The following is a 15,421-nucleotide window of genomic DNA, read 5'->3' on the forward strand; positions in this document are numbered from 1 at the left end:
CCCGCTGCCCGTCGGGGTATTGCCGTGCTCTCGCATGCGCTGTAGCTTCACCGGACATGAGACGTCCTACGTCCGGATTGCGTACCAGTCGACTGCTCGTCCTCGCCGTCGCCTTCGCGGCAGCCGCCACGACGGCCGGCCCCGCGGCGGCCAAGTCCCGCCCTGATGCCGCCGGTTGCGCGGTGTCCGTTCCGTACCGGGCGGGGGAGGACGGATACGACACCTTCCGCATCCCGGCCGCCCTGCGAACGAGGTCCGGGGCCGTGCTCGCCTTCGCGGAGGGGCGGGTCGGGGGCGCCGGAGACACCGGGAACATCGACGTCGTCGTGAAGCGGTCCACGGACGGGGGCTGTACGTGGGGGCCGCTCAGCGTGGTCGCCGCCGGGGACGGGGACACGCGGGGCAACCCGGCGCCCGTCGTCGACCCGCGCACCGGTCGCGTCGTGCTGCTCACCTCGTACAACAGCGGGCAGGTCAGCGAGGCGCAGATCATGCGGGGCGAGGTCACGGCCGAGCAGAGCCGACGGGTGTTCGCGCAGACCAGCCGGGACGACGGGCGGTCGTTCTCCCGGCCGCGTGACATCACCGCCGACGTGAAGCCCGGACACTGGCGCTGGTACGCCACCGGGCCCGGCCACGCGATCGCCCTGACGCGCGGGCCGCACGCCGGACGGCTCGTCGTACCGGCCAACCACTCCTCCGCGCCGCCCGCCGGCTCCTCCGACACCGGCCAGGAGGCCAAGTACTACGGCGCGCACGCCCTCTACAGCGACGACGGCGGCCGCAACTGGGAGCTGGGGTTCGTGGAGGACGCGTACGAGGGCGTGAACAACGCGAACGAGTCACTCGCGGCCCAACTCCCCGACGGGCGACTGTACTTCAGCGCACGGGACCAGCACGGGCCGAGCGCCGGGAATCGGCTCGACTCCTATTCCAGTGACGGCGGGGAGTCCCTGGACCGGCCGTACCAGGTCCAGCCGACGCTGAACGACGTGCCGATCGTGCAGGCGAGCGTGCTGCAACTCGCCGGGCGGCGGGGCGGGTTGCTGTTCTCCGGTCCGTCCGTGCCGACCGCTCGGCGGGCGATGGCGGTGTGGCGCAGCGACGACTCCGGGCGGACCTTCGAGAAGGCCCTCACCGTCTCCGAGCTGCCCGCGGCGTACTCGGACCTCGTGCAGGTGGAGGGGCGTACGGTCGGATTGCTCTACGAGACGGGGGACACGGGGACGTACGAGCGGATCGAGTTCCGGCGGTATGCGGTGCGGGAACTGGGGGAGTCCTAGACAGGGCTCAGAGCAACCCCGCCGCCGCCAGGTACTTCCCGACCTCGCCCACCTCCTGGGGAGACAGCGGGACCTGCGGTAGCGCGGTGGCCGGGCAGTCGATCACGCCGCGCAGGTGCAGCGCCGCCTTGAACGCGCCGAGGGCCGAGGACGAGCCGCCCATGCGGGACGGGTCGCCGGCCCCGGTCATGCCGAACAGCGCGCACAGCCGCTCCTGTTCCGCCCTCGCCCGGTCCCAGTCCCCCGCGCGGCAGGCCGCGTACAGGCGTACGTACCCCTCCGGGTCCACGTTGCCGAGGCCGGGCACGACCCCGTCCGCCCCCATCGCGAGGGCCGAGTCGACGGTGAGTTCCGCGCCGGTCAGCACGCTGAAGCCGGACACGTCCGCACGCGCGCGGGCGCCCAGGAGGAGTTCGCGGAAGGCGCCCTCGTCGCCGCTGGAGTCCTTGACCCCGGCGAGGACGCCCTCGGCCGCGAGGTCCAGGAGGAGCTGACCGGGCAGCTTCGTGTGGACGGAGACCGGCAGGTCGTACGCGAAGACCGGGACCGGGGAGGTGGCGGCCAGGGTGCGGAAGTGCGTGGCGATCTCGGCCGGGTGCGTACGCGTGTAGAAGGGCGCCGTGACGACCACCGCGTCCGCGCCCGCCACCGCCACGGCGTCCACGTGGTCCCGTACGCGCGGCGTCGTCATGTCGATCGCCCCCGCGAGGACCGGGAGTTGACCGGCCACGTGGGCGGTGACCGTCTCGACGACCGTACGGCGATGGCGGTCGGGCAGGTACGCCGCCTCCGAGGACGAGCCGAGGACGAACAGGGCGTCCACCCCCGCGCCCACCAGATGGTCCACGAGCCGGACCAGGGAGCCGACGTCCACCTCGTGGTCCGGTGTCAGGGGAGTGCAGACAGGGGGGACGACACCGGTCAGCGAGGTCGGAGTGGCCGGAAGCGTCATGAACCCTCCTGGGGCGCGGCCGTGGCGGCGGCCTGGGTGACGAGTTCGTGGGTCGACTGGCCGTCGTCCACGGGGTGGTGGCAGCGGAAGCGGCTCCCCGCCCCCTCGGAACCCGTGAAGTCCGGCATGCTCTCCGCGCACTCCGCGTCCGCCTTCCAGCAGCGGGTCCGGAACGGGCACCCGCTGGGCGGCCGCGTCGCGGACGGAACCGGGCCGGCCAGCGGGATCGGGTCGATCGGATCGAGCAGTCCGGGCGTGGCCGAGAACAGGGCGCGGGTGTACGGGTGGCGGGACCGGGTGAGGACCTCGCCGGCGGGGGACTCCTCGACGATCCGGCCCAGGTACATGGTGATCACGCGGTCGCTCATCCGCCGCACCGTCTGGATGTCGTGCGAGACGAAGACCAGGGCGAGACCCAGGCGGTCCTTCAGGTCCAGGAGGAGGTTGAGGATCTGGGCGCGGACGGAGACGTCCAGGGCGCTGGTCGGCTCGTCGGCGACGACGAGTCGGGGGTTCAGGGCCAGGGCGCGGGCGATCGCCACCCGTTGGCGCTGGCCGCCGGAGAGCTGTCCGGGCAGACCGTCGGCGAGCACCTCGGGCAGGCCGACCAGGGACATCAACTCCCTGACGTGTTCCTCCCGTTCGGCCGGTGTGCCGCGTCGGTGGACGTCGAGGGGGTCGCGCAGGATGCGGCGTACGGTGAGGCGGCGGTTCAGGGCGGTCGAGGGGTCCTGGAAGATCATGCCCGCACCGGTGCCGACCGCTGCGCGGCGCTCGGCGGGGGGCATCGTCCAGAGGTCTTTGCCGCCGAACTCCACGGTGCCGGTGGTGGGTTGCTGCACGCCGACCAGGACCTTGGCGAGGGTGCTTTTGCCGCAGCCGGATTCGCCGACGATGCCTACTGTTTCGCCGGGGGTGACGGTGAGGTCGGCGTTCGTCAGGGCGTGCACCCGGTCGCGGGAGAGGAGGCCGCCGGAGCGGGCTCGGTGGGTTACGTGGGTGTTCTTGAGCTGGACCAGTGCGTTGTCGGTCACCTGGCGGCCTCGCCTTCGTCGTCGTGCGTGGGATTTCCCCACCCCGCCCCTTCCCTGAAGTCCTGCGGACAGCTCTGGGGGCTGCGCCCCCAGGCCCCCGCTCCGACTGCGGTCATCGTTCGGCTGCCGCGCCGTCGTGGCTGGTCGCGCCCCGCGGCGGAGCCGCAAATGACACAGCCCCGCGCCCCTTAAGAACCCGCCCCTCCGAGGCAAAATCAGCCCCTCCGGCGTTTGAGGAGCGGGGGTCCGGGGGCGGAGCCCCCGAAGCTGCTGCAAGCTTTCGGGACGGGGCGGGGTGGGGGAAGGAACCCGTGGGCCGACCGCGCTCACCTGACCGCCTCGCTCCCCCGTGCCGCCGGAGCCGTCAACGCGATGGCCGGGTGGTGGCAGGCGACCGCATGCGTACGGGACGGCCCGCGGAGGGCCGGAGGGGTCGTACCGCAGACAGCACTCGCAGAAGGACACCGATCCGCGAACCTGCACCCCGCAGGAAAGTCCGCCGGGGACGGCACGACGCCCCTGATCTGCGTGAGCCGCTGCGCCGCCGACTCCAGGGACAGGACGGAGCCGAGCAGCCCGCGCGTGTAGTGGTGGGAGGGCGCGGCCACCAGGTCGGCCGTCACGCCCGTCTCCACGATCTGGCCGCCGTACATCACCACCACCCGGTCCGTGACGTCCGCGACCAGGGCCAGGTCGTGCGAGACCAGGATCAGGGCGAAGCCCAACTCCTCGCGCAGGCGAAGGAGGAGCTCGATCACCTGGGCCTGGACCGTGACGTCGAGCGCCGTCGTCGGCTCGTCGGCGACGATCAGCTTCGGGTTGCGGGACAGGGCCATGGCGATCAGGACGCGCTGGCGCTGGCCGCCGGAGAGTTCGTGCGGGTAGCTGCGCAGGGTGCGGTCCGGGTCGAGGCCGACGAGGTCGAGGAGTTCGACGGCCGTACGCGCCCCGCCCCTGCGGACGACCTGCTTCAGCTGGGCCCGGATCGTCATCGACGGGTTCAGGGACGACAGCGCGTCCTGGTAGACCATGGCCATGTCGTGGCCGAGGAGGCGGCGCCGGGCGCTCATCGGGAGTCCGGTCAACTCCCGTCCGTCGAACATCACTTGGCCCCGCACCCGCGCGCCTTTCGGCTGCAGGCCCATCACGGTGAGCGCGGTCAGCGACTTGCCGCAGCCGGACTCCCCGACCAGGCCGAGCAATTCGCCGGGCCGCACGTCGAAGCTGATGCCGTCGACGATGTCCGTACCGCCGTGCCGGGCGTCGAAGCCGATGGCCAGGTCGGTGACCTCCAGGACGGGCGGCCCGGAGGGGAGCGGGCGGGCTCGGGAGCGCAGGCGGGCCGCCGCCTCCGTCAGGCCCGGCAGCTCCAGGACCTTGCCGGTGCCCGGCTCCGCGGCCTCCAGCTTGTCCTGCGTACGCGCCCGCCGGGACGGCACGTCACGGGCGGCCGGGGCGGCCCAGGCGTCCGAGACGCCCTCGGACAGGACGTTCAGGGCGAGCACGGTGACCAGCATCAGCAGACCCGGGAAGACCGTGGCCCACCAGCCGCCGGTGAGCACCATGTTCTTGCCGTCGGCGATGACGCTGCCCCAGGACGGGTCGGGCGGCGCCACCCCCGCCCCGATGAACGACAGCGAGGCCTCGAAGACGATCGCCTCGGCGACCTGCACGGTGCAGAACACCAGGATCGGCGCGGCGCAGTTGACGGCCACGTGCTTGAGGACGATGTGCGGCGTGCGGGCGCCGATGACGCGTTCGGCGGTCACGTAGTCCTCGCCGTACTGGTCCATGACGTTGGCGCGGACGACACGGGCGATCGGCGGGGTGTAGAGGAACGCGATGGCGAGGATCAGGACCGGGATGCTGCCGCCGAACACCGCGATCAGCACGGCGGCGAGCGCGATCCCCGGGAACGCCATGACGATGTCGAGGCAGCGCATCATGAACTCGTCGACCGACTTGCGCGAGGTCGCCGCGATCGCCCCGAGCACCGCGCCCGCGACCAGGCCGAGCACGGTCGCGCCGAGGCCGATGACGAGGGAGAGCCGCGCCCCGTACATCAGCCGGCTGAGGATGTCCCGGCCGAGGCTGTCCTGGCCCATCCAGTGCGCGGCCGACGGGCTGCCGCTGCCGTCGGCCATGGCGGCCTGGTCGAGCGGGTCGTGCGGGGCGAGCAGCGGGGCCAGGACGGCCATCAGGACGACGACGCCGATCACCCCGACCGCGATCCGGGAGAGCAGCGGCAGGCGCCGGAACCCGCGCAGCCGGACGCCGGGCCTGGACAGCGCCTCCGCCAGTTGCTTACGAGTCCTCACGCGGCGCTCCTCGGACAGGGAGCGGCGCTCCCCGGACAGGGAGCGGCGCTCCTCGGACGGGGAAAGGCCAGCAGGTTCCTCACGCGGCGCTCCTCAACCGGGGGTTGACCAGGAGATACAGGATGTCGATCGCGAGGTTCACGACGACGAAGCCGACGGCCGTGGTGATCACCACGCCCTGGACGACGGCCGGGTCGCCGTTCTTCACGGCCGTGATCATCAGGTTGCCCATACCGGGAAGCGCGAAGATCGTCTCGATGACCACGGCGCCGCCGAGCAGATAGCCGACCCGCAGGCCGAGCACCGTCAGCGGATTGATCAAGGCGTTGCGCAGCACGTTCCGCCCGACCACGACGACCGGCGGGAGCCCGCTGCCGATCGCCGTGCGGACGTAGTCCTTGTCCAGCTCCTCCACCACCGCGGTCCGCACGATCCGGGTGAGCTGGGCCGCGACCGGCAGGGACAGGGCGAACGCGGGCAGCGTCATGGTCCGCAGCCAGCCGGTGAACGAGTCCGCCGGGTTGACGTATCCGCTCGTCGGGAACCAGCCCGCGCCCACCGCCAGATACTGGATCATCAGGAGCGCCAGCCAGAAGCCGGGTGCCGCGACACCGGTCAGGGAGAGCACCCGGATCAGCTGGTCCGGGAACCGGTCGCGGTGGATGGCCGCGGTGACGCCGAGGACCAGGGCGATCACCACCGCGATGCCCAGCCCCAGGAACGTGAGCTGCATGGTGAGCGGCAGAGCGGTGCTGACCTGGTCGAGCACCGGCGCCCGGGTGAGGACGCTGATGCCCATGTCGCCCTGGAGCAGCTCGCCGACGAACGCCACGTACCGCACCGGCAGCGGGTCGAGCAGGCCGTTCTCCTCCCGGAACTGGTGCAGTTGCTCCGGGGTGGGGTTGGCGCCCATGAAGAACGCGGCGGCCGGGTCGATGTCCGAGAACTGCATGACGAGGAACACGAACAGCACGATGCCCAGCATCAGCGGGACGAGCAGGGCGATACGGCGGACCAGGATCCTGGCGATCTGAACCATGCGGATTCACGCCCCCGTGACGTAGGTCTGAACCATGTGAACTCCCGCTCCGCGAGGCCTGGAGGCCTGGAGGCCTAGTCGGCGGGTTTTGCCTGCAGCAGGTTGATGCCGGGGTACGGCTGTGCGCGGACGCCGCTGAGCCGGTCCGGGTCCCAGGCCGTCATGAGTTCGTTGTGGACGACCGGGTAGATCACGGCGTTCTCCGCGACGACGTCGATGTACTCCTGGACCATCCGCTTCTTCTTCTCGGCGTCGGCCTCGCGGGTGGCCTGCTCCATCAGCTTGAAGAGCTTCTTGGCCTCGGAGTTCCTGGCCCAACGGGCGTACCGCATCCAGAGGTTCGAGGGGCCGTAGTTGTAGTGCATGATCAGGTCGGCCTCGACGCCGAACTGGTTCGGGTTGGACGCGGCCGCGACGACCTGGAAGTCCTTCTTCTGGTCGAGCTTGGTGAACAGGGCGGCGGTCTCCTGCGGTGCGAGCGTGGTCTCGACGCCGATCTTCCGCCAGGACTCCTCGATGGTCGGCAGGCAGTCCACGATCCAACTGACGTTCACGGCCATCAGGTTGATCTTCAGCTTGGTCACCCCGGCGTCCTTGAGCAGCTGCCGGGCCTTCTCCGGGTCGTACGCGTAGACCGTCTTCGCCGCGCGGTACGAGGGGTTGGCCTCGTCGAGGAACGAGGTGGACGCCTTGCCGTGGCCCCTGAGCGCGGCCGAGATCATCTTGTCCCGGTCGATGGCGTAGTGCAGGGCCTGCCGGACGCGGACGTCGTCGAAGGGCTTGTGGGCCGTGTTGAACATCAGGAACAGGTTGTTCATCCCGGCCCCGCCCTCGACCTTCAGGCCGTCCTTCTCCAGCTGGGCGATGTTGGCGTACGGGACGTTGTCCGCGATCTGCGCGCCCGCGCCGGAGCCGGAGATCTTGGCGACGCGGGGCGCGGCGTCCACGATCGTCAGCCAGTTCATCTTCTTGAAGGTGGCCTTGCGCGGGCCGTTGTAGTCCGGATAAGCCTCGAAGGTGGTGTTGGACTTGGCGTGGTGCGCGGTCTGCCGGTACGGGCCCGAGCCGACGGCGAGGCCCGCGATGGCCTTCTCCCACGCGCCCGCCTTGGAGAACACGTGCTTCGGCATGATCTTGGCGAGGGTGAGCCGCGCGGCGCCGTCCGGGAACGGGAACTTCAGGACCAGCTCGACCGTCCGCGCGTCGACCTTCCTGACCTCCTTCAGCCAGGACAGGAAGAAGCCCTGGGCGAGGCTCACGGTGTCCGGGTCGAGGATCCTCTCGAAGGTGAAGACCACGTCGTCGGCGGTGACGGGCTCGCCGTCGTGCCACTTCGCGCCGGAGCGCAGCGTGAACTGCCAGCGCGTCGCCGTCTTCAGGTCCTTGGGCAGCGAGGTGGCGAGCGCCGCGTAGGGCTCGCGGCTGATCGGGTCGGTGTCGAGGAGGCCTTCGTAGATGTGGTGGTTGGCCGCCATCGAGAACGCGGACGCGGTCTGCGTCGGGTCCCAGCTGCCGTCGTTGCCGTAGCCGATGACGGCGGTCAGGGTGTCGAGGGAGCCCTTTCCGTCGCCCCCGCCGCCGGTCGTCGACTCCGGGCCGCCCGAGCAGGCGGAGAGGGTCGTGGTGATGGCGGCGGCCGCGCCGACGGCGCCCGTGTGCTTGAGGAAGGACCGGCGGTGCAGCGCCCGTCCGGAGGTCGCGTCGCTCACGGTGTCTCCAAGTCCCGGGAAAGAGTGGGCGGTTGGGAGATCCCACGTCCTACGTCTAGGGGTAGCGCGACCATAGGAGCGCCGCCGTGGCCGGTCAAGAGATCGCGCAAGGATCGGCACCGGAACCGCTGGGTACGAGTTCGCTCCCGAGGTGGGACGTGGGACGTCCTTCGGTCGTACGCTGTGCCGCATGTCCGAGGAGCCAAGGAACACGAGGCACGCCTCTGCCCGGGAACGGCGCGTGGGCACCCAGATCCGCCGGGACGTCATGCAGCTGATCCTCGACCGCAGACTTCCCCCCGGCGCCCCGCTCCCCACCGAGGCGGAGCTGATGGAGAGCCTCGGGGTGAGCAGAAACTCCGTGCGCGAGGCGCTGAAGGCACTGCAGGCCCTGGACATCGTGGAGATCAGACACGGCTACGGCACCTACGTCGGCCAGGCCTCGCTCACCCCGCTCGTGGACGGGCTCACCTTCCGCACCCTGGCCCGCGTCACCGACGACCACGCGGCGCTCACCGAGATCCTCCAGGTCCGCGAGGTCCTGGAGGAGGGCCTGATCCACCGGGTCGCGGGCGGCATCGACGACGCGGAGCTCGCCCGCCTGGAGTCCATAGTCGGCCGGATGGAAGAGGCCGCCCGCGCCGGCGAAGCCTTCCCCGACCTCGACCGCGAGTTCCACGAGACGCTCTACGAGACCCTCGGCAACGCCCTCGTTCCGCAGCTCCTCGCCGCGTTCTGGCACGTCTTCCACCGGGTGGCGAAGGCCCGCGGCTGGACCCGCGACCCGGCACCCGCGGTCACCGCCTGCCGCCACCGGGACATCCTCACGGCGCTGCGCGAGCACGACGTGCCGGGCGCACAGCGAGCCATGAGCCGCCATTTCCGGGGTATCGATGCCAGGTCCTTCCCGGCGGATCAGGCCGCATCCGGTCCACCCGCACCAATCGGTCAGGCTGAGCGCGCCAGGCCCCGCGACTGCGGCATGATCCGGCGGGAAGGGCCTGGGTCGGGACAAGAGGCACTGGGGGTCAAATGACGTATGGACAGGGCGAGTTCGGAACGCGGGCAGAGCAGCCGGGCGGCCCCGCCAGGCTCGCCCACTTCTACGACAGGCTCGACTCGATCGCGTACGGCGGCGACTACAACCCCGAGCAGTGGGGCCCCGAGACGCACGCCGAGGACGCCGAGCTGATGCGGGTGGCGGGCGTCAACCTCGCGACCGTCGGCATCTTCTCCTGGGCGAAATCCGAACCCGCCCCCGGCGCCTACGACTTCGGCTGGCTGGACGGCCACCTGGACCGCCTCGCGGACGCCGGAGTCGCCGTCTGCCTCGCCACGATGACCGCGTCACCGCCGGCCTGGCTGGCCCGGCTGCACCCAGAGACGCTCCCGATGACGGCCGACGGCACCCGGCTGCACCCGGGCTCACGCCAGCACTGGTGCCCGTCGAGCCCGGTCTTCCGGCAGTACGCGACGCGCCTCGTCGAACAGCTCGCGAAGCGGTACGCCGGCCATCCGGCGCTCGCCCTCTGGCACATCGGCAACGAGTTCGGCTGCCACATCTCCCGGCACTGCCACTGCGAGGTGTCCACGGCCGCCTTCCGCCGCTGGCTGCGCGCCCGCTACGGCACGCTCGACGCCCTCAACTCGGCCTGGTCCACGGACTTCTGGTCCCAGCGGTACGGCGACTGGGAGGAGATCCACACCCCGCGCACGGCCCCCTCCTTCCGCAACCCCACCCAGCAGCTCGACTACCTCCGCTTCTCCTCGGACGAGCTCCTGGAGTGCTATCGCGCGGAGAAGGCGGTCCTGGACGCCGTGACGCCCGGGGTGCCGGTCACGACGAACTTCGTCCCCGTCGCCAAGACCCTCGACCTGTTCACCTGGGCCCGCGAGATGGACGTCGTCTCGTACGACTCGTACCCGGACCCGCACGACCCGGACTCCGTCCACGAGGCGGCCTTCTCCTACGACGTGATGCGCGGACTGCGCGACGGGCAGCCGTGGCTGCTGATGGAGCAGGCCCCGAGCGCGGTCAACTGGCGTACGCGCAACGGCCGCAAGCAGCCGGGGCGGATGCGCCTGGACAGCTGGCAGGCGGTGGCGCACGGCGCGGACTCGGTGCTGTTCTTCCAGTGGCGGCAGTCCCGCGGCGGCGCCGAGAAGTTCCACTCGGCGATGGTGCCGCACGGCGGACCCGAGACCCGGATCTTCCGCGAGGCCACGGCCCTCGGCGCCGAACTCGCCGCGCACCCCGAGCTGTTGGGCTCGGTCCCGGAACGCGCGGAGGCGGCCCTCCTCCTCGACTGGCCGAACTGGTGGGCCCTGGAGCAGGACGCCCACCCCAGCGCCGACGCCCGCATGCTGGACGCGGCCCACGCCCACCACCGGCCGCTGTACGACGCGTCGGTGCCGTGCGACGTGGTGCCGGTGGACCGCGACTGGTCGGCGTACAAGCTGCTGCTCGTCCCCAACCTGTACTCGGTCTCGCAGGAGACGGCGGACCGCCTGCACACGTATGTGTCGTCGGGCGGGACCCTGCTGATGTCCTACTTCTCCGGCATCACCGACGAGCACGACCGCGTCCACCTCGGCGGCTACCCGGCGCCCTTCCGCGAGCTGCTCGGCCTGCGCGTCGAGGAGTTCGAGCCGCTGCCGGAGGGCGGCGCGCTGCGGTTCGGCGGCGGAGGCGAGGGCACGCTGTGGTCGGAGGAGCTGGCCCTGGAGGGCGCGGCCCCGATACTGACGTACGCCGACGGCCGCCCCGCCGCCACCCGCAACCCCTACGGCACGGGCCACGCCTGGTACCTGGGCACCCGCCCGGACCCGGTGACGATGCGCGCGATCCTCGACCGGGCCCGCCTCGACGCGGGCATCCGCGCCCCGGACCTCCCCGTCGGCACGCAGGTACGCACCCGGATCACGGCGGACGGCCGCCGGGTGGCGATCCGCCTGGACCACAGGGAGGGGACGGTGACGGTCAGCTGACCGTTGTCACGTGACCGCGGCGGTCGCGAGCAGGTCCCCGGTGAGTACGAGGGCGAGCCCGGCGAGGATCATGGCGAGGGCCCGCTTGGTCCGCCCGAACCGGGCGAGCCCGGCCGCCCCGACACACAGCAGGAGCGCCGCCCCGCACGGAACGATCCACCACCCCCACGGCGCGCCGCGCGCCACCCGCAACCAGACCACGGCGGGACCGAGCAGGGCGAGCACCGCTGCCGCCGCTGCCATCCCCCGCCGAGCGGCCCGAGCCCGGTGGATCTGCTCCAACACATCATTCTCGTAAGGCTGTTCACCCCGTGTGCCCATGTCATGTGAGGGTAGCGCCATGAGCTTTCCGAGGGGTCCCGGGCACAGGTCCACTGTTGTCATCCTGAGTCCGCCGGGTGCGGGGAGGGTGTTCCTGGTCTGCACCCTGATGGCCGTCGCCATGGGGCAGGTGGGCTCCAGGACCGGCGCCGTCACGGGGACCCGTATCGCCTTCGGGGGGCTCGCGTTGATGTGTGTCGGTGCGGTGGTGTCCCTCGTGCTCGACCACCGCCGCACAACGTTCCTGGGCTTCGACGAAACAGGCATACGACTGCGGAACCGGCACGGGACCCGCCACATCCCCTGGCACTCCCTCGGCGCCGTCGGCTTCCACTGGACGCGGGACTGGCGCGGCCTCCCCACGTACACACTGGAGCTGTGCCCCGCCTGGCACGCAGACCCCGACGACCCGGTCCTCCGGGACCTGATCCGCGACGACGAACCACTCCACCCCGGCCTGCCCCGCCTCCGCTTCCGCATCCCCGCGAACGCGACGCGCCCCCGAACCCGCCTGCACGAGGCCTTCCAGCGGTACTTGCCGCACCTGTACTTCGGCCTGGTGGAACGCGAGCGCGGGTACGGCGAGTTGCCCGACCTGCGCGGCCACCGCGAACGCACCCGTGCCGCCCGCAATGCCCGGAACGCCCGCTGAGCCGGCCGCCTCACCCCGACCGCAGCAGCGAGTACGGGTCGTAGGGGATCAGTTGGGGCGGAGGGCGGGCATGTCTCCGAGTTGGGCGAGCGCCAGAGCGATGACCAGCGCTGCCACGGTCCAGCGGGTACGGCCCGCCTTGGCGAGCAGGCAGCCCACGACCGTCAGGAGCAGGCACACGGCACCCAATGCGGTCCACAGCCCCGCCGGCTGACCTTGGCTGAGCCGTGTCACGAGCATCGTGGCCGCGCCCAGGCCGAGCAGCACGGAGGCGATCATCCCCGCCCAGCGAGACGTCCGCGCGTCCAGCGAGCGACCGCGGGCGCGTCCCGCCTGACTCTGCCGCTCGAACGCCGCCCGCAGCTCAGCCTGATCGGGCGTCGGGCCCTGCCCCTGTGGTGAGTTCCCCCGGATGTCCATGGCACCGAATCCTAGGGGGAGGACGTTCCGTACACTGCATGCCCATGTCCAGTCCCTACGCACACGGCCCCGCCCCCACCGCCTCCGTCGTCAAGCTGGGCGGTGAGGTCATGCAGCAGTCCGTGAAGGGCGCGGCGGGCTGCTCCGTCTTCGCGCTGTTCTTCATCGGCGCCGGGCTGATGGCCGTACTGGGCGCCACCGGCTCCCCCAGCAACGGGGGCTGGGGCGCCATCGGCGTCGGCCTGATCCCGCTGATCGTCGCGGGACTGTTCCTGAAGCGCGGCATCAAGGCCCGGAACGCGTTCATCGCCGTCGACCACGTGGGCGTCTGGATCAGCAACCCCACCGGCAACAAGGTCGTCCCGTGGGACACCCTCGCCGGGGCCGGTGTGCACTGGAGCCGTGCGGGCAAGGGCAAGTCGCAGCTGGTGTACTCCCTGGAGCTGTGCCCGAACGGCCCGATCGACCCGGACCACCCGGTCCTGTGGCACCTGGTCCGCGACGAGGAGCCCCTGCACCCGGACCTGCCGCGCCTGCGCTACCGCATCCCGGTCGGCCGGAAGAACAAGTCGGCCCTTGCGGAGGCGGTACAGCGGTACGCGCAGCCGCTCTGGCTCGGCGAGGTGGAACGTGAGCCGAACCACATCGGCCACCCCGACTACAAGGGCCACAAGGAGCGCACGGCAGGCTCCCGCTAGCCACCCCCTGTGACCCCTCCGACCTCGGCCCACCGCCCCCGGCGCCACATCCCGTACGCGACAATGAACGCATGAGCCTTTTCCGTGACGATGGGATCGTCCTGCGCACCCAGAAGCTGGGCGAGGCCGACCGCATCATCACGCTGCTCACCCGCGGACACGGGCGCGTGCGGGCCGTGGCGCGCGGTGTGCGTCGTACGAAGTCCAAGTTCGGTGCGCGGCTCGAACCCTTCTCGCACGTGGACGTGCAGTTCTTCGCGCGCGGCAGTGAACTCATCGGCCGCGGGCTGCCGTTGTGCACGCAGAGTGAGACGATCGCTGCTTACGGTGGCGGGATCGTGACGGACTACGCCCGCTACACCGCCGGTACGGCCATGCTGGAGACGGCCGAGCGGTTCACGGACCACGAGGGCGAGCCGGCGGTGCAGCAGTACCTGCTGCTCGTCGGCGGACTGCGCACCCTGGCACGCGGCGAGCACGCCCCGCATCTTGTCCTGGACGCGTTCCTGCTGCGCTCGCTCGCGGTGAACGGGTACGCGCCGAGCTTCGTGAACTGCGCGAAGTGCGGCATGCCGGGACCGAACCGGTTCTTCTCGGTCGCGGCGGGAGGAGTGGTCTGCGCCGACTGCCGGGTACCGGGAAGCGTCGTACCCTCTGCGGAGGCCATCGGCCTGCTCGGTGCCCTGCTGACCGGGGACTGGGCGACGGCGGACGCCTGCGAGGCGCGGCACGTCCGGGAGGGCAGCGGGCTCGTGTCGGCGTATCTGCACTGGCACTTGGAGCGCGGACTGCGCTCGCTGCGGTACGTCGAGAAGACCTAGCAAGAGCTGGCAAGAGGCTGGCAAGACCTGGTAAGCAGAGAGCGGGAGCGAGTAACCACCATGGCACGACGCGGGATTCTGGGCGGCCGGTCGCGGCGCGAGTACAAGGTGCCCGAGCCGCACCCGTCGGGGGCGAAGCCGCCGAAGCTCCCCGGCGAGCTGGTGCCGGGCCATGTCGCCGTCGTCATGGACGGCAACGGCCGCTGGGCCAAGGACCGGGGGCTGCCGCGCACCGAGGGCCACAAGGTGGGTGCCGAGCGCGTCCTCGACGTACTGCAGGGCGCGATCGAGATGGGCGTGGGGGCGATCTCGCTGTACGCCTTCTCCACGGAGAACTGGAAGCGGTCGCCGGACGAGGTGCGCTTCCTGATGAACTTCAACCGGGACTTCATCCGCAAGACGCGTGACCAGCTCGACGACCTTGGCGTGCGCGTGCGGTGGGTCGGCCGGATGCCGAAGCTGTGGAAGTCGGTCGCCAAGGAGCTGGAGGTCTCCCAGGAGCAGACCAAGGACAACGACAAGCTGACGCTGTACTTCTGCATGAACTACGGCGGCCGCGCGGAGATCGCGGACGCGGCGCAGGCGCTCGCGGAGGACGTGAGGGCGGGGCGGCTCGACCCGTCGAAGGTCAGCGAGAAGACGTTCGCGAAGTACCTGTACTACCCGGACATGCCGGACGTCGACCTGTTCCTGCGCCCCAGCGGCGAGCAGCGCACGTCCAACTACCTGCTCTGGCAGAGCGCTTACGCGGAGATGGTCTTCCAGGACGTCCTGTGGCCCGACTTCGACCGCCGCGACCTGTGGCGGGCGTGCGTCGAGTACGCCCAACGTGACCGCCGCTTCGGCGGCGCGGTGCCGAACGAGGAGCTGGAGCGGATGGAACGGGACATGCGGGGGCGCCCGACGGAGGGCTGAGTTGTGCCCCGATAGGGGCGCGGGGCTGTGACATTTGCGGCTCCGCCGCGGGGCGCGACCAGCCACGACGGCGCGGCTGCCGAACGACGAAGCCGGGTCCGGGGCGCAGCCCCGATGCGTCCCGCGCACGGCCGAGGTACTCGGCCTGTGCCTGGTCGCCGTGCTCGGCTGGCGGACGTTCGTGCTCGCGCCGATGCTGCCGTGCTGGGAGCACGAGAGCGTCGGCCGCAACGAGGACGGGTCGTACGACTGTTACGACCGGTGAAGGCCT

At 71.3% G+C, this 15,421-nt stretch carries 15 protein-coding genes; 8 read left to right on the forward strand and 7 right to left on the reverse strand.

Annotation, left to right across the window (positions count from 1 at the left end; translation table 11 throughout):
* The first annotated feature begins 56 nt into the window (after nucleotides 1-56).
* On the forward strand, nucleotides 57-1,283 hold the full coding sequence (locus QIT00_RS21380; RefSeq protein WP_282536942.1) for a sialidase family protein: 1,227 nt from the start codon (nucleotides 57-59) through the stop codon (nucleotides 1,281-1,283).
* A 7-nt stretch (nucleotides 1,284-1,290) separates the two neighbouring features.
* Here QIT00_RS21380 and QIT00_RS21385 read toward each other — a convergent pair whose 3' ends face one another.
* From QIT00_RS21385 to QIT00_RS21405, 5 genes are all read right to left on the reverse strand, one after another.
* Nucleotides 1,291-2,235, reverse strand: a complete 945-nt coding sequence (locus tag QIT00_RS21385; protein WP_282536943.1) for a dihydrodipicolinate synthase family protein — start codon at nucleotides 2,233-2,235, stop codon at nucleotides 1,291-1,293.
* Nucleotides 2,232-3,269, reverse strand: coding sequence for an oligopeptide/dipeptide ABC transporter ATP-binding protein (locus tag QIT00_RS21390; protein ID WP_282536944.1), 1,038 nt, complete (start codon nucleotides 3,267-3,269; stop codon nucleotides 2,232-2,234). Before QIT00_RS21390 ends, QIT00_RS21385 begins: the two co-directional genes overlap by 4 nt.
* A gap of 326 nt (nucleotides 3,270-3,595) precedes the next feature.
* Nucleotides 3,596-5,587, reverse strand: coding sequence for a dipeptide/oligopeptide/nickel ABC transporter permease/ATP-binding protein (locus tag QIT00_RS21395; protein ID WP_282536945.1), 1,992 nt, complete (start codon nucleotides 5,585-5,587; stop codon nucleotides 3,596-3,598).
* 79 nt (nucleotides 5,588-5,666) lie between these two features.
* Nucleotides 5,667-6,626, reverse strand: a complete 960-nt coding sequence (locus QIT00_RS21400) for an ABC transporter permease (protein WP_282536946.1) — start codon at nucleotides 6,624-6,626, stop codon at nucleotides 5,667-5,669.
* A 74-nt stretch (nucleotides 6,627-6,700) separates the two neighbouring features.
* Nucleotides 6,701-8,335, reverse strand: a complete 1,635-nt coding sequence (locus tag QIT00_RS21405; protein ID WP_282536947.1) for an ABC transporter substrate-binding protein — start codon at nucleotides 8,333-8,335, stop codon at nucleotides 6,701-6,703.
* Between the two features lie 190 nt (nucleotides 8,336-8,525).
* Here QIT00_RS21405 and QIT00_RS21410 point away from each other — a divergent pair, with 190 nt between their 5' ends.
* Together QIT00_RS21410 and QIT00_RS21415 are read left to right on the forward strand one after the other, a co-directional pair.
* Nucleotides 8,526-9,371 carry a FadR/GntR family transcriptional regulator gene (locus QIT00_RS21410; RefSeq protein ID WP_282536948.1) on the forward strand — a complete coding sequence of 282 codons (846 nt, stop codon included), beginning with the start codon at nucleotides 8,526-8,528 and terminating at the stop codon, nucleotides 9,369-9,371.
* Nucleotides 9,368-11,323, forward strand: coding sequence for a beta-galactosidase (locus tag QIT00_RS21415; RefSeq protein WP_282536949.1), 1,956 nt, complete (start codon nucleotides 9,368-9,370; stop codon nucleotides 11,321-11,323). The genes QIT00_RS21410 and QIT00_RS21415 overlap by 4 nt, the downstream gene beginning before the upstream one ends.
* A gap of 6 nt (nucleotides 11,324-11,329) precedes the next feature.
* Here QIT00_RS21415 and QIT00_RS21420 read toward each other — a convergent pair whose 3' ends face one another.
* Nucleotides 11,330-11,644, reverse strand: coding sequence for a hypothetical protein (locus QIT00_RS21420; RefSeq protein ID WP_282536950.1), 315 nt, complete (start codon nucleotides 11,642-11,644; stop codon nucleotides 11,330-11,332).
* An 88-nt stretch (nucleotides 11,645-11,732) separates the two neighbouring features.
* On the opposite strand from QIT00_RS21420, the gene QIT00_RS21425 reads away from it, so the two are divergent.
* The gene (locus QIT00_RS21425) at nucleotides 11,733-12,296 is read left to right on the forward strand and encodes a PH domain-containing protein (RefSeq protein ID WP_282536951.1); all 564 of its coding nucleotides are present in this window, start codon (nucleotides 11,733-11,735) and stop codon (nucleotides 12,294-12,296) included.
* A gap of 48 nt (nucleotides 12,297-12,344) precedes the next feature.
* Here QIT00_RS21425 and QIT00_RS21430 read toward each other — a convergent pair whose 3' ends face one another.
* The gene (locus tag QIT00_RS21430; RefSeq protein ID WP_282536952.1) at nucleotides 12,345-12,716 is read right to left on the reverse strand and encodes a hypothetical protein; all 372 of its coding nucleotides are present in this window, start codon (nucleotides 12,714-12,716) and stop codon (nucleotides 12,345-12,347) included.
* Nucleotides 12,717-12,760: 44 nt separating this feature from the next.
* Between QIT00_RS21430 and QIT00_RS21435 the strand changes: the two genes are divergently transcribed.
* From QIT00_RS21435 to QIT00_RS21450, 4 genes are all read left to right on the forward strand, one after another.
* Nucleotides 12,761-13,414 carry a hypothetical protein gene (locus tag QIT00_RS21435; protein WP_282536953.1) on the forward strand — a complete coding sequence of 218 codons (654 nt, stop codon included), beginning with the start codon at nucleotides 12,761-12,763 and terminating at the stop codon, nucleotides 13,412-13,414.
* A gap of 71 nt (nucleotides 13,415-13,485) precedes the next feature.
* Nucleotides 13,486-14,235 carry a DNA repair protein RecO gene (gene recO / locus QIT00_RS21440; RefSeq protein WP_282536954.1) on the forward strand — a complete coding sequence of 250 codons (750 nt, stop codon included), beginning with the start codon at nucleotides 13,486-13,488 and terminating at the stop codon, nucleotides 14,233-14,235.
* A gap of 60 nt (nucleotides 14,236-14,295) precedes the next feature.
* Nucleotides 14,296-15,150, forward strand: a complete 855-nt coding sequence (locus QIT00_RS21445) for an isoprenyl transferase (protein WP_282536955.1) — start codon at nucleotides 14,296-14,298, stop codon at nucleotides 15,148-15,150.
* Nucleotides 15,151-15,184: 34 nt separating this feature from the next.
* Nucleotides 15,185-15,415, forward strand: a complete 231-nt coding sequence (locus tag QIT00_RS21450) for a hypothetical protein (RefSeq protein WP_282536956.1) — start codon at nucleotides 15,185-15,187, stop codon at nucleotides 15,413-15,415.
* Nucleotides 15,416-15,421: the final 6 nt, after the last annotated feature.

Source organism: Streptomyces luteolus, assembly GCF_029968015.1.
GTDB classification, from domain to species: domain Bacteria; phylum Actinomycetota; class Actinomycetes; order Streptomycetales; family Streptomycetaceae; genus Streptomyces; species Streptomyces luteolus.

Excerpts from the sequence above, each read along its gene's own strand:
- QIT00_RS21380 (WP_282536942.1), top strand. The coding sequence starts at position 57 with ATGAGACGTCCTACGTCCGGATTGCGTACCAGTCGACTGCTCGTCCTC.
- QIT00_RS21385 (WP_282536943.1), bottom strand. The coding sequence starts at position 2,235 with ATGACGCTTCCGGCCACTCCGACCTCGCTGACCGGTGTCGTCCCCCCT.
- QIT00_RS21400 (WP_282536946.1), bottom strand. The coding sequence starts at position 6,626 with ATGGTTCAGATCGCCAGGATCCTGGTCCGCCGTATCGCCCTGCTCGTC.
- QIT00_RS21410 (WP_282536948.1), top strand. The coding sequence starts at position 8,526 with ATGTCCGAGGAGCCAAGGAACACGAGGCACGCCTCTGCCCGGGAACGG.
- QIT00_RS21415 (WP_282536949.1), top strand. The coding sequence starts at position 9,368 with ATGACGTATGGACAGGGCGAGTTCGGAACGCGGGCAGAGCAGCCGGGC.
- QIT00_RS21420 (WP_282536950.1), bottom strand. The coding sequence starts at position 11,644 with ATGGGCACACGGGGTGAACAGCCTTACGAGAATGATGTGTTGGAGCAG.
- QIT00_RS21430 (WP_282536952.1), bottom strand. The coding sequence starts at position 12,716 with ATGGACATCCGGGGGAACTCACCACAGGGGCAGGGCCCGACGCCCGAT.
- QIT00_RS21435 (WP_282536953.1), top strand. The coding sequence starts at position 12,761 with ATGTCCAGTCCCTACGCACACGGCCCCGCCCCCACCGCCTCCGTCGTC.
- recO (WP_282536954.1), top strand. The coding sequence starts at position 13,486 with ATGAGCCTTTTCCGTGACGATGGGATCGTCCTGCGCACCCAGAAGCTG.
- QIT00_RS21445 (WP_282536955.1), top strand. The coding sequence starts at position 14,296 with ATGGCACGACGCGGGATTCTGGGCGGCCGGTCGCGGCGCGAGTACAAG.